The organism is Actinomadura rugatobispora (genome assembly GCF_055379765.1).
Window position 1 is genome coordinate 11,094,039 of the sequence record NZ_AP029191.1, and the last position, 19,364, is coordinate 11,113,402.

Here is a 19,364-nt window from a genome sequence, read left to right on the forward strand (position 1 = left end):
GACGACGAGCACTCATGGTCTTCCAGATCGCCATCTACGGCTACCTGCTGCTGATGTTCCTGATCCAGCTGCACATGTACTCCCAGCGGGACTGGTAGGACACGATGAACCTCCCGCTCGGCAAACGCGGAAAGCGCACCGGTGACCGGCCCCTGCCCGACTCGGTCTCCTACGACGACCACCTCCACGAATCCCGCAAGGCCCAGCGCCACGCCGACACATGGCTCATCAGCGGCACCGTCCTGATGGGCATGGCGCTCCCCGGAATCATCGGCCTGCCGATCTTCCTGCGCGGCCTTGTCCTGCTGCGCAGGGCGAGCAAGAAGGGGCTGACCGTCCGCCCGCTGATCATCACGTTGATCGGCTACATGGTCATGCTGGACGCGGCGCTCAACACCTTCGGCTGGATGCTCGACCTGCTGGCCAGCCACGGCGTCCTCTGGCAGGTCATGATCAACGCCTGGGGGAACATCTTCGACGCCGGCTACTACTGGCACTACAACGAGCTCGGCATCGGCGGCGCGGGAGCCCCGGGCGAGAAGGCCTGGGAGATCGCCTGCGTGCTGACCGTGTTCCCCATGCGCATGGCCGCCTGCATCGGCCTGCTGCAGATGAAGCGCTGGGGCCACCAGTGGATGATCGTCACCTGCTGGTTCGGAGCCGTGATCTGGGTCGGTTACGTGGCCAACATGACCATCTTCGCCGACGTGCGCTTCGACGGCGTCCTGCTCCCGGTGATCGGGTGGTGGCTCTACGACATCGTCTACATCACGCCGTTCCTGGCCATCCCCTACCTCCACACCGTCAACCGCGAAGCCTTCTCCGACTGATACGAGGCAGCACAATGTCCACGTCCGAGAAATCCGCGCAGCCCGAGAACAAGGACTTCCCCCTCGGCACGACGGCCACGACCGCGCGGCTGCACACCACCATCCGGCGCATCTGCTACGTGCTGCTGTTCGCGCTGGTCCTCGAAGGCGCGTTCACGCTCCCCTTCAGCCTGGTCTGGTACGGCTGGCCGACGCTGTCGGTGCAGCAGATCTGCAGCGGCATGCACCAGGTCATGTACAACGACCCCACCTTCCACTGCAAGTCCCCCTACCCGCTCAGCGGCCCGCCCTTCGGCGGCCCCGCGGCCCACCAAGGCCAGACCACCGCCAAGGACAGATGGGGCATCCAGCCCAAGCCCGAATATCCCAGTATCGGCTTCCGGGAACTCATCACCATCTACCGCGAGAACGAAAAGAAGGCGGCCGCCGCCACCCCAGGCGGATAGCCCCGCCCCTCCCACCGGGTCGCGGCGCACCGACCGGCGCCGCGAACCCGTTTACCTGAGCCGCCCACCAGGCCGAGGAGTCGGGTGCTCGCCCGCCGAAGGCTGAAAGTGGCGGCGTACGTTCTCGCTCTTCTTGTGCCGGGACCTGGCCATCAGCATCAGCAGACTCACGCCGCCCTCATCCAGATGAGTCATTGCCGAATACCGAAACCCGTGCTGCCCGGACAGCCGAACGCGATGTAGGCGTCCAGTTGCCCGCAGGACAGCCGCGTGCAGCCGCTGTCTGGGCAACCATCGCGTGGCCCGAGCACCTTGCCCGGCCCCGGAACAGCAGTGGGTGAGAAACATCGGCCGACGAGTGCGGCCCCGCAAAAGGCATGGCACCAGCCGCGCAGTCCCGGCGTCCCAATACACCGTCTCCAGCACCACATCTACGAGTGCCTGCCTGCGACGACGAGTCTTGGCACGGGCGCCCTTGGCCTTCACCCCGGCACCGCTGGCCAGCAAAGTCCAAGTCCTCGATGTTGACGCCCAGAGTGAAGGCGGCGGAGTCAAACATGCCCTGCCGCAGCCCATCGTGGGCGCAGACAAGGTGGCCCGGGGCTGCTCGTCCGAGTCAATGGAAAGATCGACGGTGTGGCGGCGGTGCGGGTCGAGAGCGGCTACGTCACCGGCGCCTACCACGTGTGCAATCCCGAGAAGCTGTCGCATGTAATGCGGGAGACCGCCCTGAGTCGCTGAGGCCAAAACGGCCACAGCCACCATTCCAAGGAACTCCCGACGGTTGGTCACGCGACCCCACCGATCCGACACCTTCTCAAGGAGGTTCTCTCAGCCGGTTGTCCCCGCAAGTTGTAAGCGTGAGGTCGCTGGCTGTCAGTCGCACTTGTCCTCGCGCGTTTAGTGGGGGCGGGCAGCGAAGCCGTTGAGAGGGAATGCCGAGTCCGGTCGCTTTCGAGGCACAGTACCGGACCTCGCAGTCCGTGCTACGAGGGGACCTCACGGCGACCACCAACCCCCCAGCCAGGCCCGAGAACACGCGACAGTTGATTACGCGAGCTCACCAGTCCGGGCCCTCTCAACGCCCTGAAGAACTTCCGGGCTGTGGCCACGAGGTTCGATGAACGCGCCTACATCTTCCACGGCACCGTCATCGGTGCCTTGATCAAACTCTGGCTCCGTGCTGCAGGTGACCGGTGAACGGGGCGCGGCAGGTTGGCACTCGGACCAGCGCGGGGCTGGTGCGGCCGTGGATGATGGGCGGCGCTGTCGGATGCGGCGCCCTGGAAGTGGTCCTGCACGAAGTCGGCGCCCGCTCCCCGTACCGGCGCCACCTCTCCGGCCATGTAGTGCACCATGACGGCCGCCCTCCACCACGCCACCGCGGTGCGTCCTGGAACGTCGTGATCCGCGACTGGCTAGTCGTTCGAGCCGGTAGCCCACGGCGGCACTCCGGCGACGAAGAACAGGAAGGTGGTTTTGGTCAAAGGGTCATGGAGGTCGTCGGGGAACAGCTCACGGGCGGCGGGGGCGGGCTGCGGCGCCCTGATGACGGCAGGCGTAAACCGGCAGTGGTAAAGGCATCGGCCATCGCGTGCAGCGGACTGCCCGTTGAACGTCCAGTCGAAGCTGGTGGTCGCAAAGTAGTCGGGCTGAGGGTCCTGGAGGCCACAAAAGGCTGGTCCACCTACGCGATCAGCTGGCCGCAGTCCGCCAGTAGTGCAGCACCAGCGACGCGACCAGGTCGTCGAAACGCACCGTCGGTGAACGGCAGGCGGTCGCTCAGGTCGACCGCGTGCAGGGCTACGTCGTCACCGAGCCGCCGCCTTGCCAACGCCAGCATCCCGGCGCTGGCGTCGATGCCGGTGACCACTGCACTGCGTTCACGTAGTGCCGCGGACAGGGAACCCAGGCCGCAACAGGCGCCCAGGACCCGGCGGCTGGCCACGTCTTCGGCGGGGCCAACATCGCGTACTACGCGACAGCACGTCCAGCGCAGGGGCCGGCCACGACGCCCCGGGCCCGCGGCCGTTGATCATGTTGAGTGGGGTCGCACCCCCTGACGGCCGAAGGGCTGGGGCGGGGCGCGTAGACGGGACCGGCTTTCCGAACCGCACTCCTTTCCGGAGACGACCAGCCCGCCGCCCCCGCCGTTGCCCGGCCAGGGACGACCCAGCACTTTCGCAGGGTGGGCGCCCGCCTGTTGCGTGACAGTGGCTTTGACCTGCCGCACAGGAGAGCAGGCATCCCGGACGGTGTCCGGCCTCGGGGAACATCGGTACAGCGGTTATCGGTGAGAACGATCTTGATCAGGGCGTGAGTGCGCTGACGCGGTTCTCGTACTCTCTGCGGGCCTTGCGCTGGGCCGGGACTGCGGGGAGGCCCTGGCCGCCGTCGAGCGGCTGGCAGCGGGCGAGGAGCTGGCGGTGCACCGCAGGGACGGCGGTCACGCGCAGGGTGTAGCCCTGGCCGCGTCGAGGGTGACCGGCAGCTCCGGGGCGGGCGCGTCCTCTTCGATGGCGGTGTGGTCGGGCAGGAGGTCGGCGACGGCGGTACGGATCGCACCGCGGCTGACGCCGTGGTCGCAGGCGAGGGCGGCGTTGGAGCGGCCTTCCAGGTACGCGGTGCGTACGTCGTCGGTCGTCGTGGCCGCCACGGCGGGGCGGCGCCCGCCCTTCGCGCCCTTGGCCTCGGCGGCGCGCAGACCGTCGTAGGTCAGCTCGCGCTGGAGGTCGCATTGGAGTTCGCCGGCTGCGGCGAGGGTCTGCACCATGAACTTCACGGTGGACAGCAGCTCGCCGGTGCGGGGGTGGCGGGCGGTGAGGTCCATGGCGGAGAACGCGCCGTCGTGGATGCGCAGGGCGAAACGGTCGCGGTGGAGGACGTCGAGCACGTCGAGGATGTGCTGGTTGCCGCGCACGAGGCGGAACATCTCGGAGATGTGCACGGTGTCGCCCGGCCGCGCGTAGGTGAGCAGTTCGCGGAACTTCGGGCGTTGGAGGGGGTGGAGGCGGCTGGAGGTGCCCGGGTCCTCCTTGAAGAAGACCGGGTCCTCGATCCCGGCCTCCTGAAGGACGAGGTCCTGCCGGGCGGTGGACTGCTGGTCGGTCGAGACCCGCTTGTAGACCAGGTTCGCCACCGAGGGCCCCTTCCGTGCGGAGGATCGGAGCCTATCTGTCGTCAAATCCTGTCATCAATCACCATCGGATCTGATTGGTTTCGGGCCGCCGCGAACCCCCGGATTGCAGGGGTTCATTGGACTCGCCGGCCACCTGTCGGCAAACGGTTTATTTCCGCCACCCCTGAGAGGAAAGTGTGCGTCGGGTCTGCGAGAGGTGGGTGTTGATGTACCGGGTGAGGATCAGCGGGTCTTGGGGGTCGTCGGCGTGGAAGCTTACGCGTCGAAGCAGGCTGACGTCATCAAGCGCGACGCCTTCGCGGGCGAGGATAAAGATGAGGGCGAGGAACGCGGCGCGGGCGTTGCCGTCGTCGAAGGGGTGAAAGAAGCAGATGTCGAGATAGGCCCGTGCCGCGCGGGCGGTCAAGGAGAGTGGACGCTCGCTGTCGTGCGCGCTCTCCGCGAGGCAGGCATCGAGGCGGGTGCGTGTGTCCGAACCGATGCCGTAGTGTTCGCGGCCCCCTTTGGCGAGGGCGGGCGAGCTGCGAAACGGGGGTGGCTGAGGTGTGCTGAGGACGTGCTGCTGCCAGCCCTGGAGCCGCTCGAAGGTGAGGGAGGCACCGCGCGTCGCGTCCGTCCGGACCAACTCCAGGGCGGCGAGTAGGCCTTCGGCGCGGGCGGGGTCTATGGCGCCGTCGAAGGCGCGGATGTCTTCTACCGCGCCGTCACGGGACGGGGTCACCGGGTCGTCCCCACCGCCGTCCGAGGCGTCTCGCCAAGGCACGGAATCACGTGCCGCAAGCCAGCGCTCCAGGTGGTCCGAGGCGGGCCCGCAGGAGTCGGGCTCGAAGGGATGTGGGGTGTCGTCCGGTGGTAGGGACAGGGCGAGCCGTTCGGCAACGTCGTCGACCAGCACCGTTTCCGGGCTGGTCCAGCTGTGGAATCGCCCACCGATCGCTTCGGCGACCAGAGCCTGTGCGACGTCGGCTGCCACGTGCCAGCGTTGGAGGAACCAGGTGAGTACCTGCCCGCAGTGCCCGTGCCAGCCGCTGCCGTGGCCCGTGCGGTCAACGACCTGCCAGATCAGGTTCCGGGCGGCCTGCTCCCACAGGATCCGCTGGTCGGCGACAGCGGTCGACTCCAGCGGGTAGGCCTCGAACCAGCCGGCGAGACTCTCCAGCCACGCGCGCCACTCGCACAGCGCCGCGACGACACGGGCGAGCGTCTCCTCCGGTGTGGTGATCGAGTGCTGCGGGCAGCACCAGCTACCGACCGGGCCGCCGTCAAAGTCCCCCTCGTCGTGGGCCCAGCGCCAGCCCACGGTCCAACGACCGAAACGCTCAGCGAGGGCGTGCGACATGGCGTCCGCCCAGAGCTTGCCCTCGCCGTGGTTCCAGGCACTCATCGCCGGGTCGGCGAAGGGGACCTCGGGACGGCGAGGTACACGCCGAGCCGGCCCGAGCGCGTCCACCGCCTGCGCTACCGACGAGCGGTCGAACGGATGACGAGAGGGGTCCACCTCGTCCCAGCTCAGAAAGCGAGGAGCCAGATCAACGATCACCACATGAGCCTGCCACGCCCACCCGGCACCTGGGCAAATGGATTTCCCAGATCAACAGTACGAGGCGGGCTGTCCGCCAGCTGAAGCACGTCGAGTTGGACCCGCGATTGACACTTGGCGGCTGGGGACACGTTCGGGAGTAGGACGCCGTTTCCTCTTGGCGACCGTAGGGCGCCTGTCGCTGTGCTCAGCTGATGCCGAGCTTGTCGGTGATCTGCGTGTAAAAGACGGCGGGGTCACCGGCGAGCGCTTCCTTCACCATCGCGGTCGTGTCGTCCACGATCACCTCGATCGCTCCCGAGGCCAGTCCGTCGAAGGAGCTGCGGGGTACTTCGCGCGGATCGGTCATGGGTCCGTCGTAGCCGTCCGTCGCGAGGTCGGTGCCGGCGACGCCGAAGAGCACGCTCTGGACGTGGGTGCCCTGGGGTGCGAGCTCAAGGCGTACTGCGTTGGTCATGTTCCATGTGGCGGCTTTGGCGGCGGCGTACGCGCCGGTGCCGGCGGTGGCGAACCACGACAGCGCGGACAGGACGTTCACGATCGCGCCTCCGCCGTTCGCCGACAGGACCGGCGCGAACTGGCGGATCACGTTGAGCGTGCCCCAGAAGTGCGTGTCCATCTCGCGGTGCACCTCGGCGAGGTCGCTCGTAATGAGGGAGGCGCCGGTCGAGATGCCGGCGTTGTTGACGAGCAGGGTCACGTCATTGGCGGTCCTGGCTGCCGCCGCGACCGACTCGTGGTCGAGGAGGTCCAGTCGTAGAGGCACCACCCGACTGTCGCCGAAGTCGACGGTCTCGGGGCGGCGGACCGCCGCGTATACCTTGCTTACGCCGCGTTCGAGCAGTTCGAGGACGAACTGGCGGCCTATACCGCGGTTGGCGCCGGTAACGAGGGCGACCTGATCGGTGATGTGCATGGTTCGCTGGCTTTCTGTAGATCTCGTCATGAATCCAGCCGGGGCCGGCGCGACGGTGAGGGATGCTTCAGTCATCGACGGTGCAGGCCGTTGCCCGTGTCGGTCGCGTCCAGGTGGGGGTCCACGCCCGAGGCGGATGTCCGTCGGGTGCTGGCCTACGTCGCACACCGCCCGGTGCCGTCGGAAGTACCGGCCGCAGTGCAGGGGCGGGGCGCCTTCCCGCTGAGGGCCCCGGTGCCTGGAAAGGGCTGGTCCCTCTCGGGCACCGGGGAAACAGGGCCGGGCTGCCTCGGGTCGGGTCGTGCTCAGCCCAGGAGGCGGCGCACAAGCTCGGCCGACACGGCCGGGGAGCGGCCGGTCAACTCCTGCACGTCGACCGAGGTGGTGTCGAAGATGTCCTTGGCGATGGCGGCGTGGAAGGAGCCGACCATCATGTCCGCGTGCTGGGCGTCCATACCGCCGTCGGTCAGGGCCTGCACCGTTTCCTGGGCCGAGGCGAGGCGGTGGGTGATGGTCCGGTCGGTCACCTCGCCAAGCAGGACGGCCAGGTCGTCCCTGGTCGCTGAGACCAGCTCACCGGTCTTGGCGGCCACCCCCAGCTCGGGCCCCAGCTCGTCCATGTAGACGCTGTTGCGCATGAACGTGAAGGGCAGCCCCGTCGCCCGGATGATGTGCTCGGTGGCCAGGTCCACGTCCTCCAGACCGAAGGGCCGCCGCTCGGGGTCGGCCAGGCTCACGAGCACCAGGTGGGAGATGTCCAGGGCGTGCAGGGCTTGCACCGCCTGGTGCTGCTGGTGGACGCGCACCGCGTTGTCCAGCGACGGCGGGGGCACCAGCACGGCCTTGTCGACCCCGGCCAGCGCCGCCGTCAGGGCGATGGGGTCGTCGTAGCTGCCCACCCGCACGTCCATGCCGCGTTCGCGCCAGGGGGCGCCCTTGTCGTGGGTGCGCACCAGCGGCGCGATGTCGGCGGCGGCCACCCCGGCTTCGAGCAGCCGCTCGATGATGCGTCCGCCCAGGCGTCCGGTGGCGCCGGTCACAGCGATGGTGGTCATGTCAGATCCCTTCATTGAGCACGGTTGAGCACACAGGCCTTAAACGTAGGACCCTTCGGTTCATTCGACGGTACACTAAACGAAGGGCCCTACGTTTAAGGCTTTGGTGTGCATCCGGGCACGGCCATCCGGTCCGAGGGAGAACACATGGAACCCACCACCACCGCGGCCAAGGCCAGGCCGCTGCGAGCCGACGCCCGACGCAACCGCGACCAGCTCCTGGAAGCCGCCGTCGCACTGCTGCCGCAGAAGGGATCGCAGCTGTCCCTGGAAGCGGTCGCCCGTCAGGCCGGGGTGAGCATCGCCACCCTCTACCGGCACTTTCCCACTCGCGAGGCCCTGATCCTGGCCGTCCACCACCAGGAGATGACCGCGCTCGCAGACGAGGCCGGGGAACTGGCGGCCACCCTCCCGGCCGAACAGGCCCTGCAACGCTGGCTGCACCGCCTGGCCCGCTACGGCAGCACCCGCCCGGGCCTGGGAGACGCCTTCCGCGCCGCCGCCCTCACCGGCGAGGAACTGCTGGAACAGACCTACGAGGTCACCGTCCAGGCCCTGGACCGGCTGATCGCCGGGGCGGCGGCCGCCGGGCACGCCCGTTCCGACGTCAAGGGCGGGGACGTTCTGCTGGCGCTGTGCGGGGTGTGGGACCTGCCCGACACCCCCGAGTCCCACGCCCAGACCGACCGGGTGGTGAGACTGCTCCTGGACGGACTGGCCACCCCGCCCGCCGGCCGCTCCCGAAAGTAAGGGAAGGCCCCACCGACTCGCGCCTTCCTGGTCGCTGACCGCTTGGCCGGACGGGGCCTATTCCTGGCCGCTTCCGTCCTCGTCCTCGTCCAGCTCCGGCGTGTCCGGGTCGCGCAGCGGGCGCAGGGCACCGGCGGCCGGGGCGGAGGCGGTGAAGCTGTAGCGACCGAGCAGGTTCAGGTTGCGGTGTTTGAGTGGGGACAGCCGGGCGACATCCTCGTCACGGATCTCGTGGCCCTCGGCGCGGAGCTGGGCGACGGCGGCGTCGATGTACTTCGTGGTCCAGAGCACGATGGCGCTGAGGACCAGGCCGAGCGCGCCGAGCTGGTCCTCCATGCCGTCGCGGTACGCCTGGTGGATGGTGCCGCGCTTGCCGTGGCACACGTCCCGGGCCAGTTTGTGGCGGGACTCCTGCACGGTGAGCTGCCTGTTCATCTGCCGCCGGTAGGTGTCGTCCACCGGGTCGACGACCCGCAGCAGGTGCTCGGTCTTGGCGATCCGCCCGTACTCCGCGCCCGCCGCCCCGAGCGGGGTCGGGCGTCCGTCGCGGCCGAACATGCGCAGCAGGTCGTAGGCGCGGACCTGGTTCGTGACCAGGGAACCGGCGACCTTCAGCATGTCCGGCCAGTGCGTGATCACCTTGTTCAGGTTCACGCGGTTGCGGGCCAGGTCCTCCACCGCGCCGTAGGTGCCGGTCTGGACGCCGGGCATGGTGGCCCGCCAGAACCGCTGGTCGTCCAGGTCGCGGAACCGCGGGCTGAAGTTGTAGCCGAGGATCTTGAACAGGCCGAACACCATGTCGGAGTAGGAGGCGTTGTCGGTCGCCACCATCTCCGGCTTCACGCCGCCGTCGAGGTTCAGCAAGGCGTCCAGGATGTGCAGGGAGTCGCGCGGGGTGCCGGGGACGACCATCCGCCCCGATCCCCGCGACCTGGTCGTTGACGGCGTTGAGCCAGGTGACGCCGCGCTTGAACCCGAAGTACTTCGGCGACGGGGCGGCGTTGATGGTGCGCACCGGCACCTGGAAGCGCAGCCCGTCCACGGAGGCGAGCAGTCCGTCACCCCAGTAACGCACGATCGGGATGTCGGCCTGGGCAGCGATGAGCCGCGCGTTCGCCGCGGCGATGGTGTCGGCGCGCAGGTAGTACTGGTCGACGTGCACGAGCCGGGCCCGGGTCAGTGCCTCGTAGCCGGGGTTCACCACCGGCGCCAGGCCGATGTTGCACGCCTCGGACACCAGTAGCGCGACCACCGAGGTAGGCAGGTCCTTCATCCGGGTGGTGCCGTCGGCGAGGTGCACGAACGTGTCGAGGAACCCGGTCCAGGCGTTCACCTCGAACCGAGGCACCCGGCCGATGAACAACAGGTCCGGCAGGTCGATCTTCGGGAGCATCTTCTCGACCCGTTGACGCAGCCAGGTCAGGGACTTCGGCTCGCCGAGCGCGCCGAGCTTGTCGACGTTCAGCTTCACCCGCCCGTCGTCCTGCACCTCGATGGAGACCTTCGCCGCCAGCCCCGCCTCCTCCAGGCGTTCGGCGAGCTGCTTCCATCCGGCGTCCAGGCCACGCGCCAGCTCCGCCAGGTGCTCGGTCACGGGCATGTCCAGGCTCAGGGCCGCCAGGACGTCCTCCTCGACCGCGTCCCAGTCGGGCCCGTCCAGCAGCCGGGCCCGCGGGTTGGACCAGCGGTGCGAGGGCGAGGCGAAGACATCGCGGTTGTTCAGCGCCCGGTGCAGCTGCTCCAGCACACACACCACGTACGCGTCCCGGTCCACCGCGCCCTGCGGCAGGTCCGGGTTGGCGTACACCGCCTTGCGCCACGCGGGCGGCACGAGCTTGTCGTCCACCTCGCGCGGCAGCAGCGGCTTGACCCCCACCTTCCGCCGGGCCAGCGCAGGCAGGCCGCGCACCCGGCCAGGACCCGCTTCCCGGCGCTCGCCGCGTCCAGCGCCTTCGACTCGCCCAGCAACGCGAGGAACGGGCGCACCGTGGCGTACCGGTTCGCCAGCGCGGCCCGCATGGCGACCTCGGCCGAGTTCTCGTCCTCGGGCACCAACGAGACCACCGTGGCCGCCGCGGTCATCACGGCGGCGCACGGGGCGACCTCCTCCACCGCCGCCCACAGCGCGGCCACGTCCAAGTCCGCCTCCTGCTCCTCGACCAGCTCCAGCTCCTCAAACAGCACCTTCGCCACCCGCGCGACCAGCCGTGACGCCTTCTCCAACTGCGGCAGCGTCGACAGCCGCTCCTTCTCCGTCTTGCGCTTCGCCGTGTTCAGCAACCGGGTGGCCATCAGGACCTGGAACAGGTCCAGGGCCTCGTCGATCGCCTTCGCCTCCAGGTGCCGCATCACCGCGGTGAGTATCGCCGTGCGCTTCGGTTCCGCCGCCCGAGCCGGTACGCGCCGATCTCGTCCACCCGCTCCAGCGCGCGGGCGAACGCCGTGCCCGTTGTCCGCGTCGGCGGCCGGCGCAGCCGCTCCAGCTCCGAGAACCGGGAACCCTCCGGAGTCTTCAGCGTCGCCACCAGATCCCGGGCAGCGCCGGGTCCGCGCGGCGGGCGGCGCCCGCGACCGTGGCGTGCAGCCGCTTCTCCGCGACCGTCCGCGCCTCCGCCACCTGCCGAGCCAGCACGGACACCCCGGGCAGCAGCACCCGGTGACGGCGCAGCCAGCCCACCGCGTGGTCGAACAGCGCCTTCGGCCCCTCGGCGTGCGTCCACGCCCGCCCGTGCAGGAACGTACGGAACCGCCGGCCCCACTCGCCGTCCTCGTAGGGGTGGTAGCCGTAGGCGTCCCGGATCTCCCACGCGTGGTCGTACAGCGTCTGACGCCGCTCCGTGTACCGCTTGACCACCGACGGGTCCTCGATGCCGAGCTGCACGGCCAGGTGCTCGATCACCGGCCACGGCACCGCGAGCGGGTCCTCCGGGAACAGGCCGAGGTACCGAACCGTGCACATCTGGAGCGCGAAGCCAAGCCGGTGATGCTCCGTCCGCCGCAGGGCGATCAGGTCCCGGTCCACGTCGTCTAGGAAGAAGAACCGCTCCAGCTCGGGCCTCGTCGGCTCCTCGGCGAACGTCCCGTACGCCTCAGCCTGCTCATCGCTCAGAAATTCCACCGGCACGAGCCGGACCGTAGCCAGCCCCGGACCGGGCCCGGAGGCGTTTCACCGAACCCCAGCGACGAAGTGGATCACTGTGCTAGACGGCCATGATCGTTCTCACCGATAACCGCTGTACCGATGTTCCCCGAGGCCGGTGTCCTACCTGTTGCTCGATCAAGCAGGGCTGAATCACTCGCGCCCACCCTCGCCTTGCCCCGAGCCAGCGCGATCTGCTGGCGGGTCGTTGTGTTCATCCTGCGCCGACACAGGTGGGATCGGTGTCGTCGGTGGCCTCTGAGCGGCGAGAGTCAGGGCGTGCTCGGCGCGGGCGGCGCGTTCCAGGTGCCTGGACGCGGCATCGCGGGCGGCGTCGCGGTCCTGGGTGAGCGTGTCGATCTGGGCCTCGAGCCGGACGGTCCGGGTGAGGCTGTCGCGGGCCGCGTCATGGTCGCGCGCGGCGCGTTCCTCGGCTTGGCGGGCGCGGTCGGCGGCGGCGCGGCCGGCCTGTTCGGCGGTGGTGAGCGCGGCGCCTAGGCGGGCAAGTTCGGTTTGCGCGGCGGTCAGGTCCTGGGTGGTGGCGGTGAGCCGGGTCTGGGTCTCGGTGAGTCGGCCGGTCTGCCGGTCGAGTTCGGTGCGGGTGGCCTGATGCTCCTGGCGCGCCTGGTCGAGAGCGTGCTGCAGGTCGGTGCGGGTTTGGTCCAGAAGTACACGGGTTTGTTCCAGGTTGTGGCGAGTCTGTTCCAGGTCGGTGCGGGCTTGGTGGAGCTCGTGTTCCCTGGACTCCAGGCGCTGCTGTGCTGCGTCCAGTTGCTCCTGGGTGGTGCGGGTTACGGCCTCGGCGCCGGCGCGGGCGTCGGCCTCGGCGCGGGCGGTGGCGCGGGCGGCACCGGCGACCTGTTCGGCAGCGAACGCACGCTCCTCGGCGCGCTGCTGCGCGCCCTCGGCTGCCGTAGCGGCGGCGCGGGCGCTGTCATGCCCCTGTTCGGCGCGACGGCGGGCCGCCTCGGCATCGCGGGCGCGTTCGTCAGCCTGTGCCGCCTGCTGTTCCAGAGCGGTGTTGCGGTCCACGACGGTAGCGATGATCTCCTCGACGCGTTCGGCGGCCTCGGCTTCGCGGGCGGCGCGGGCGCGTGCGTCGGCGGCGATTCCGGCCAGCACCGCCCGTAGCGCGGCCAGCGGCTCCTTGACCGCGGCGGCGGCCGGGTTGCGGCCTGTGGCGTGAGCTTCCGCCTGGCAGTCCTTGACCACCTGGCCGTCGGGGGCACGTTCGGCGGGGCAGTACTCCGGGCGCCGGCCACGGGCCTTGGGCGGCCGCGGCAACGGGGTGTCGCAGTGCTTGCAGCGCCCCCACGGCGCCGCCGGGTCGGCCCCGGGCGGCAGTCTCCGGCCCTCGCGCCGCTCCTCCGGTGCCGTCGTCTCCGTCGGCCGGGCGTCCTCGTCGGGGGTTGCCGGGGTCTGACTCGCCGGGTCGTCAGGTCGCATCATGTCGATCATGGTCGCATATTCCTTGGAAGAAGAAATGAAAAGCTGGGATCTCATTTTCTCTCGAGTAAATCGAGGCAGCACATAATCGCGGTTATGCGCTAGGCTCCTCTGGTGATCAACCTCCAGGTCAGCGCGGGAGCAGAGCCCGCCGTCCCGGCCCGTCAGCCCGGCATGTACCGGACCGCCAGCCGTGACGCCTGACGTGCCGACGGAAGACGGGGCCGCACTCTTCCCACGCGCGGGCGGCGAGCGATCAGCGCTCCCGCACGAGGAACTCGCTCCCGAGCGGCCGCTGGAGGGCATCACGCTGCGCCCGGCGCCGACCGAGGGTGCCTCCCCAGGCAGCACAGGTCCGGCTCCGCGCCCGGCTGCGAGTGCCTCCGCTCCCCCGCCTGCGGCCGCCGTCCCCGTGACGGCTTGGGAGCGGGGAGGGGTGCCGGCCACTCCGGGGGTGCCCCTGGCCGGGGACGCGCTGGCCAAACTCGACGCCGATCTCGGGCAGGTACAGGTCGGCCGCGTCGGCCCCCGCCGTATCTACCGTCGGCGTCTGGACCTACTGGCCGAGGCGTGCACGCCCGCGACCTTCGCACTCGTGCTGGACTGGCTCAGCAGCACCCGCCGCGCCTCCACGGCCACCAAGCGCAACTACGTCGACGACCTGCGCCGGGTTTGGGCCCCGCTGGCCCGTGAGGTGGGTCATCCGGCCTTCTTCGTCGGCAGCCTGACCCGCGAGCACGTGCGGATGTGGCGTTTGCGCCAGGAGAACGCGGGAGTGGCCGCCCGCAGCATCGCCCGCTACGTCGCCTGCCTGTCCTCCCTGCATACCTACGCCGCCGGGCACCTGGACCCGCCGCCCCGTAACCCCGTCACCGAAGACGACCGGCCCCACATCGCCCCTGGCAACACCGCCACCTCCACGCCGGTGCTGGAGGTCGAACAGGTCCGCGCGGTGGCGTCCTGCGCCCGCGACGAGCTGGACCTGCTGGTGGTGATGCTGCTGTACACCCTGGCCGGCCGTGTCACGGAACTGTGCGCCGCCGACGTCACCGACCTGGTCCACGACGGCGAGCACACCCTGCTGCAACTGACCCGCAAGGGCGGCAAGCCGCGCGCCCTGCCGCTCCCCCAGCGCTGCGTGCAGTTGCTCAACGGTCACATCGGCGGCCGGACCAGCGGGCCGCTGCTGCTGGACGGCCAAGGTCGGCGACTGGACCGCCATGATGTCGGTCGTATCTGCGCCCGGCTGGGACAAGCCGCCGGTGTGCTGCCCGAGCGGCACCTGACCCCGCATGTGTGGCGTGCCTCCCGGATCACCCACATGCTCGACGCCGGCGTCCCTCTCGCCGAGGTCCAGGAGTTCGCCGACCACCTCAACCCCGCCACCACCATCGCCTACTGGTCACGCCGCCAGCGCGACCTCCGCGCCCTCGCCCACGTCCAACGGGCCACCGCCCTCTTCGAGAGTGTCCCGACCCCATCCGGCGCTCCGCCCGCAGGCGCTATGCCAGATGCGGACCGTTGAGCACCAGAGGGCCCGCGCCCTTGCCTGGTGGCCCTTTCACCAATCTCCATCAGCGATCCCGGCCCAGGTCGGCGGGCTCCTTTGCATCATCTGGCCTGGCTGCGCGCCAGGTCAGGCGCGTAGCAGGTCCATCGTCCACAGCGGGGAGCATCCGTTTCGCCACGGCGAGGTGTCCGGCTACGCGGGGCGCCTCCAACGCCAGGCGTTCCAGCGTCGTGCTGGCATTGATCCGCCCCGCCTACGGCACGGCTTGTCGGTAAGGAAGCTGTCATGAGGTTCACGCGATCGTGGTCCAGTTCGCGGTGAGCTTGCCAGCGGGTGAGGGCGTCGGGTGGGACGCGGTGGTGGCGGCCAGGCTGGCGACGGAGGCGTGGCCGGAGAAGGCGAGCCGGTGCCTGCGTCGGCGCTGTCTTCTGTGGTAAGCCAGCGGCTTGGTGAGGCTGTTGAAGATCGCTGACTGGCGCCAGCAGGAGTGGTTGGCCGGGGAGCCGTCGGTGCGGCTGCGGTCCTGGCCGGTGCCGTTGGACAACAGCAAGGCGCTGACCCGCCCGCAGGTGGCCACGGTGCTCGCGCTGGACGTGCCGCTGCGGGAGCGGGTGCTGTGGACGCTGCTGTACGAGTCCGCCGCCCGCGCCGATGAGGTACTGCTGCTGAACGTGCCGGACCTGGACACCGCGAACCGGCGGGTGACCCGAAAGGGCGGCGCCCACGATGTGATCGTGTGGCAGACCGGCACCGCTCGGCTGCTGCCCCGGCTGCTGGCCGGGCGCAAGACCGGCCCGGTGTTTCTCACCGACCGCAAGGCGCGCCCCTCGGTGGCGCTGGTCGACGTCGCCCCCCGCACCAGCCGCGCCCGGCTGTCGTACCGGCGGGCAACGGAGGTGTTCGGACAGCACACCACCGACCTACCGGGCGGGCCGTACACGCCGTACCAGCTGCGCCACTCCGGCCTGACGCACGCCGCCGAGGACGGCGCCTCCACGCCGATGCTGATGGCGCTGTCCGGGCACACCTCGGTGCGATCACTGGCCAAGTACGCCCGGGTGTCGGCCGAGGCGCTCGGCCGGTGGCAGGCCGAACGCGACCCCGCCGGGCGCAGAGCTGGAGGTCGGCGATGACCGAGCCGGACTACGCAGTGGTCCAGTCAACGTTTAGCTGCGTCGGCGCTGGTAGAGGTAGGTACTCGCGGATCTTGCGGTGCACGTGCGGGCCGCTGGCCGGTGAGCGAGATGCCCAGCGTCGGGACCGCTTGGCGATCTCCAGCGCGGTGAGAGGGCCCCGGCGCTGTAGCTGTGTGACGAGGCGTTTGCGAGGGTGAAATAGAGATCCGGTCGGTGGTGCTCGAGCCCGCCGAGTACGCCGTGCTGAGTCCGGAACGCGAGGACTACCTGCGCAGGCAGATCGCGCACCGATGAGGTTTCCGCGCCGCGCCCGTCTGTACGTGTGAGATCGACTCAAGGGAGGTTGGCACGATACGGAAACTGATCTTCGGCATGAACGTGGCCCTGGACGGCTACATCGCCGCGATTGGCGACGACATCGGCTGGAGCGGTGGGGAGGAACCGGACTCGTCGCCGAGCGACGAGCTGTTCCAGTGGTGGTACGACCAGATGCGGGCGAGCGATCTGTCGCTGTACGGGCGCAAGCGGTGGGAGACGATGAGCTCCCACTGGCCGACCGGCGACCAGCAGCCCAACGCCACCCCGGCGGAGATCGAGTTCGCGCGCCTCTGGCGGGACATGCCGAAGGTGGTGTTCCATCGACGATCGACAAGGTCGACTGGAACACCCGTCTGGTCACCGAGATCGCCCGGCTCAGGGTCGAGGACGGCGGCCCGATGGACATCGGCGGCGCGACGCTCGCCGGGGCGGCCATGCGGGCCGGGCTGATCGACGAGTACGCGCTGGTCACCGTGCCGGTCCTGGTGGGCGGCGGCACGCCGTTCTTCACCGCGCTGGACAGCTGGGTGAACCTGAAACTGGTCGAGACGCGGACATTTCCCGGCGGCGTGGTGCTGAACCGATACGAGACGAGGCGATGAGCACGGGCCAAATGCTCGCTCGGCCTGTAAGGCCAGGTCGAAATCCTTCCTGGCGTGCTCACCGTGACCCTCCGCTATAAGGGAACCCCTCCCCGGGCCCTTCCTTGCGTTCCGAGTGAGCTGTTGACCGACTCCCTGAAGATGAGGATGACGGCGTCGTTGATCGTGACGATGTTGTTCGGGGGCCGGTAGCAATCGCCGAAAATCCAACGGATACGGGTCTGGCCTGCGGCGATGGGCGTCCTGGTGAGCGCGACGGCACTCCCTGCGGAGGGCAGCCGCGCGGTGAAGCGTCTTGCTTGCCGTCGGCGGGGTTTCGGCGCTAGGTGGCCGTCCGTCAGCCGGGACCGGATTGCCCTCGGAGTGGCGATGAGCTACCTGAACTGCGGTGATTCGCGGCGGCGAACGGTACAGAGCCTGTGTTCTGACGGGTGTTGGCGCCAGCCCTTGGGGGTCACCCTCCCCGAAAACCCTTCAGCCTGCCGAGCCTTGAGTTCGCATCCGATGCGGGATTCCTGCATCGGATGTGAACTGGCGACGGTTCAGTCGCTACCCATCACCCCAGGTGATGGGTAGCTTCGTTGGATCTTCGACGATTGCTACCGGCACCCCCTCTTCGGGGCATGAAGATGCCCCGCCAGCAACGCCAGCGGGACGGTGGTGTTCGCGTTGCCCGTTGGTGTTCAGCTGGTCGGGGTGCTCATTCCGCGGTCACTTCGGTGACGCTGGCCCGTGCGCTGGACTCGTCGACGCTGGGGACTTGTCTGATCACAGCGTCGCGGGCAGGCCCAGCCATGGTTTGTCGGTGACGTCGAATCCGGTGAGCTCGGCGACCTGCCCGTCGACGATGTGCAGGACCGCGATGTTCAACAAACGGTACTCCGGGTCGTCGTGGGTGCGGAGGTACAGCACGGCGGCAGGCATGCGGTTGACCGTCGTGGCGATGCAGCGCCAGTCGTCGTGGCCGCGCTGGAAGAGCCCACCGGAGACCCAGCCGTCCACCGCGTCCTTGGCCGTGACGATCAAGGTGCCCGGCTCGGGCAGCATCGCGAAGCGCAGGTCGTCGCGCAGCAGGTCCATCAGCCCGTCGAGGTCGTTGCGCTCATGGGCGTCGATATACGACTTCACCACGCCGCGCTCGTCATTCGTCAGCTCGTGCGTGGCGGGGCTCCGCCAGTCGAGGCGGCGGTCGGGCAGCTGCTCGCGCATCGTCACGCGCGCCCGCTGCAGTGCGCTGGTCACCGATGCGACGGTCAGCTCGAGGGCGTCGGCGGCCTTCGACGCCGGCCAGCCGAGGACGTCGCGCAGGATGAACACCGCCCGCTGCCGCGGCGGCAGGTGCTGGACGGCGACGATGAACGCCAGCTCGATCGTCTCCCGCGCCACCACCGATTCCTGCGGGTCCTCCGGGAGCATCCGCTCCGGGTAGGGCTGCAGGTAGCGCACTTCCGAGCCCGCGTCCGGCAGCTCGGCAGGCACGGGTGTGCGGTCGTTGCGCTTCTCCAGGAAGTCGAGGCAGGCGTTCGTCGCGATCCGGTACAGCCAGGTCCGCAGCGCAGCGTGGCCCTTGAACGACTCCCGCTTGTTCCACGCCCGCAGGAACGTCTCCTGCGTCATATCCTGGGCGTCCTCGTAGTTCGCGAGCATCCGGTAGCAGTGCACCTGCAGCTCACGCCGGTAGCGCTCCGTGATGAGCGCGAACTGTGCTGTGTCGTTTGAGCGGGCCGCCGCGATGAACGCGGCCTTGTCTGCGCCTAGCAGTCTGGCGTCGGTCATGGTCGTCAATCCTTCCGCGGGTGGCGAGGGGCTACTAGAACTGACGACGTGGCGGAGGATTTCTGATCGGTGAAGCCGCTGACACCGGGCCGTTCGTCAGGCCGGATGGGTCGGGGTCGATCCAGGGGACGTGTTCGGATCGGGCACACCCTCGATGTCGAGGTGAGGGTCGCTAGCTTGCTGCAGGTCGGGAGCCAGTTCGGCGAGTAGTTCGATCACCTCGATGACGTAGCGGTGTGCGGTCGCGGCACCGACGTCGAACGCCGCCGCCAAACCGGCGAAGGTCTTGTTGCGGCGCAGGTGCACCAGGACCAGCAGCGCCTGGCGGCCTGGCGGCAACCGCCGCCACCATGACCCGACCCGGCACCGATGCTTGCGGATCAGATCGGCCACGAACGTGCGGGCCGAACGAGACAGATCGAGGGCTGCGCGACAGAAAAGCATCGGAGCTCCTGGTGGTCAAGATCGTCGCAAATCTCGATCTAGCTGGAGCTCTCTTGTCGCTGCTCATGCCGCGCGGGACGCAACCGGCCCGTGACCTGCAGACTCAGGTTGGAATCTCCTCACGGTTGCAGAGTTCCTCTCAGCTTCTCGGCATTCGCGGCACTGAGATCGATCACGTAGGAGGTGCCGTCGAGCGAGAACGCTACCGTCTCGTCCTCCTCACCACCATCAAGGTCATCGACCAGGAGAACCTGGATTTTCTGGACCACGGCTATGCGCCTTCCAGTAGTTGCGACGCCTGCAGCACAGCAATCATC

Annotated in this window: 14 protein-coding genes and 3 pseudogenes; 6 read left to right on the forward strand and 11 right to left on the reverse strand. The window is 69.2% G+C overall.

Translation table 11 applies throughout. From position 1 onward, the window contains the following. The first annotated feature begins 104 nt into the window (after window positions 1-104). On the forward strand, window positions 105-830 hold the full coding sequence (locus tag ACZ466_RS49735; RefSeq protein ID WP_378283723.1) for a hypothetical protein: 726 nt from the start codon (window positions 105-107) through the stop codon (window positions 828-830). A gap of 14 nt (window positions 831-844) precedes the next feature. Further along, the gene (locus ACZ466_RS49740; protein WP_378283724.1) at window positions 845-1,276 is read left to right on the forward strand and encodes a hypothetical protein; all 432 of its coding nucleotides are present in this window, start codon (window positions 845-847) and stop codon (window positions 1,274-1,276) included. 1,687 nt (window positions 1,277-2,963) lie between these two features. Here ACZ466_RS49740 and ACZ466_RS49745 read toward each other — a convergent pair. From ACZ466_RS49745 to ACZ466_RS49770, 6 genes are all read right to left on the reverse strand, one after another. Further along, window positions 2,964-3,149, reverse strand: coding sequence for a class I SAM-dependent methyltransferase (locus ACZ466_RS49745; protein ID WP_378283725.1), 186 nt, complete (start codon window positions 3,147-3,149; stop codon window positions 2,964-2,966). 436 nt (window positions 3,150-3,585) lie between these two features. After that, window positions 3,586-3,726 (reverse strand): hypothetical protein, encoded by a 141-nt coding sequence (locus tag ACZ466_RS49750; protein WP_378283726.1) that lies wholly within the window; start codon window positions 3,724-3,726, stop codon window positions 3,586-3,588. After that, window positions 3,723-4,415, reverse strand: coding sequence for a recombinase family protein (locus ACZ466_RS49755; RefSeq protein ID WP_378283727.1), 693 nt, complete (start codon window positions 4,413-4,415; stop codon window positions 3,723-3,725). Before ACZ466_RS49755 ends, ACZ466_RS49750 begins: the two co-directional genes overlap by 4 nt. A gap of 148 nt (window positions 4,416-4,563) precedes the next feature. Continuing rightward, complete coding sequence (locus ACZ466_RS49760) at window positions 4,564-5,955, reverse strand: Fic family protein (RefSeq protein ID WP_378283728.1); 1,392 nt, start codon at window positions 5,953-5,955, stop codon at window positions 4,564-4,566. A gap of 187 nt (window positions 5,956-6,142) precedes the next feature. After that, a complete protein-coding gene (locus tag ACZ466_RS49765; RefSeq protein WP_378283729.1) occupies window positions 6,143-6,871 on the reverse strand; it encodes an SDR family oxidoreductase in 729 nt (242 codons plus the stop codon). Between the two features lie 305 nt (window positions 6,872-7,176). After that, window positions 7,177-7,926, reverse strand: a complete 750-nt coding sequence (locus ACZ466_RS49770; RefSeq protein WP_378283730.1) for an NAD(P)H-binding protein — start codon at window positions 7,924-7,926, stop codon at window positions 7,177-7,179. Between the two features lie 147 nt (window positions 7,927-8,073). Between ACZ466_RS49770 and ACZ466_RS49775 the strand changes: the two genes are divergently transcribed. Continuing rightward, window positions 8,074-8,676, forward strand: a complete 603-nt coding sequence (locus ACZ466_RS49775; RefSeq protein ID WP_378283732.1) for a TetR/AcrR family transcriptional regulator — start codon at window positions 8,074-8,076, stop codon at window positions 8,674-8,676. 57 nt (window positions 8,677-8,733) lie between these two features. On the opposite strand, the pseudogene ACZ466_RS49780 reads toward ACZ466_RS49775, so the two are convergent. Continuing rightward, window positions 8,734-11,800: pseudogene (locus ACZ466_RS49780) on the reverse strand (Tn3 family transposase). Window positions 11,801-11,968: 168 nt separating this feature from the next. Then, window positions 11,969-13,273: a coiled-coil domain-containing protein gene (locus tag ACZ466_RS49785; RefSeq protein WP_378283733.1), complete on the reverse strand. Its 1,305-nt coding sequence runs from the start codon at window positions 13,271-13,273 to the stop codon at window positions 11,969-11,971. Window positions 13,274-13,697: 424 nt separating this feature from the next. Between ACZ466_RS49785 and ACZ466_RS49790 the strand changes: the two genes are divergently transcribed. The 3 genes and pseudogenes from ACZ466_RS49790 (at window position 13,698) to ACZ466_RS49800 (ending at window position 16,827) form a co-directional block, all read left to right on the forward strand. Beyond that, a complete protein-coding gene (locus ACZ466_RS49790; protein ID WP_378283734.1) occupies window positions 13,698-14,786 on the forward strand; it encodes a tyrosine-type recombinase/integrase in 1,089 nt (362 codons plus the stop codon). A 443-nt stretch (window positions 14,787-15,229) separates the two neighbouring features. Next, on the forward strand, window positions 15,230-15,904 hold the full coding sequence (locus ACZ466_RS49795) for a tyrosine-type recombinase/integrase (RefSeq protein ID WP_378283735.1): 675 nt from the start codon (window positions 15,230-15,232) through the stop codon (window positions 15,902-15,904). 354 nt (window positions 15,905-16,258) lie between these two features. After that, window positions 16,259-16,827: pseudogene (locus ACZ466_RS49800) on the forward strand (dihydrofolate reductase family protein). 768 nt (window positions 16,828-17,595) lie between these two features. Here ACZ466_RS49800 and ACZ466_RS49805 read toward each other — a convergent pair. The 3 genes and pseudogenes from ACZ466_RS49805 to ACZ466_RS49815 all read right to left on the reverse strand — a co-directional run. After that, the gene (locus tag ACZ466_RS49805) at window positions 17,596-18,603 is read right to left on the reverse strand and encodes an RNA polymerase subunit sigma-70 (RefSeq protein ID WP_378283736.1); all 1,008 of its coding nucleotides are present in this window, start codon (window positions 18,601-18,603) and stop codon (window positions 17,596-17,598) included. A 96-nt stretch (window positions 18,604-18,699) separates the two neighbouring features. Beyond that, window positions 18,700-19,047: a helix-turn-helix domain-containing protein gene (locus ACZ466_RS49810; RefSeq protein ID WP_464042125.1), complete on the reverse strand. Its 348-nt coding sequence runs from the start codon at window positions 19,045-19,047 to the stop codon at window positions 18,700-18,702. A 122-nt stretch (window positions 19,048-19,169) separates the two neighbouring features. Continuing rightward, window positions 19,170-19,316 (reverse strand): annotated as a pseudogene (locus tag ACZ466_RS49815) (histone-like nucleoid-structuring protein Lsr2); the annotation flags it as partial. Window positions 19,317-19,364 lie beyond the last annotated feature (48 nt).

Bases quoted from the DNA above. Each gene is read 5' to 3' on its own strand.
- ACZ466_RS49770 (WP_378283730.1), bottom strand. From the start codon at position 7,926: ATGACCACCATCGCTGTGACCGGCGCCACCGGACGCCTGGGCGGACGC.
- ACZ466_RS49805 (WP_378283736.1), bottom strand. From the start codon at position 18,603: ATGACCGACGCCAGACTGCTAGGCGCAGACAAGGCCGCGTTCATCGCG.
- ACZ466_RS49810 (WP_464042125.1), bottom strand. From the start codon at position 19,047: ATGCTTTTCTGTCGCGCAGCCCTCGATCTGTCTCGTTCGGCCCGCACG.
- ACZ466_RS49735 (WP_378283723.1), top strand. From the start codon at position 105: ATGAACCTCCCGCTCGGCAAACGCGGAAAGCGCACCGGTGACCGGCCC.
- ACZ466_RS49740 (WP_378283724.1), top strand. From the start codon at position 845: ATGTCCACGTCCGAGAAATCCGCGCAGCCCGAGAACAAGGACTTCCCC.
- ACZ466_RS49765 (WP_378283729.1), bottom strand. From the start codon at position 6,871: ATGCACATCACCGATCAGGTCGCCCTCGTTACCGGCGCCAACCGCGGT.
- ACZ466_RS49775 (WP_378283732.1), top strand. From the start codon at position 8,074: ATGGAACCCACCACCACCGCGGCCAAGGCCAGGCCGCTGCGAGCCGAC.
- ACZ466_RS49785 (WP_378283733.1), bottom strand. From the start codon at position 13,273: ATGATCGACATGATGCGACCTGACGACCCGGCGAGTCAGACCCCGGCA.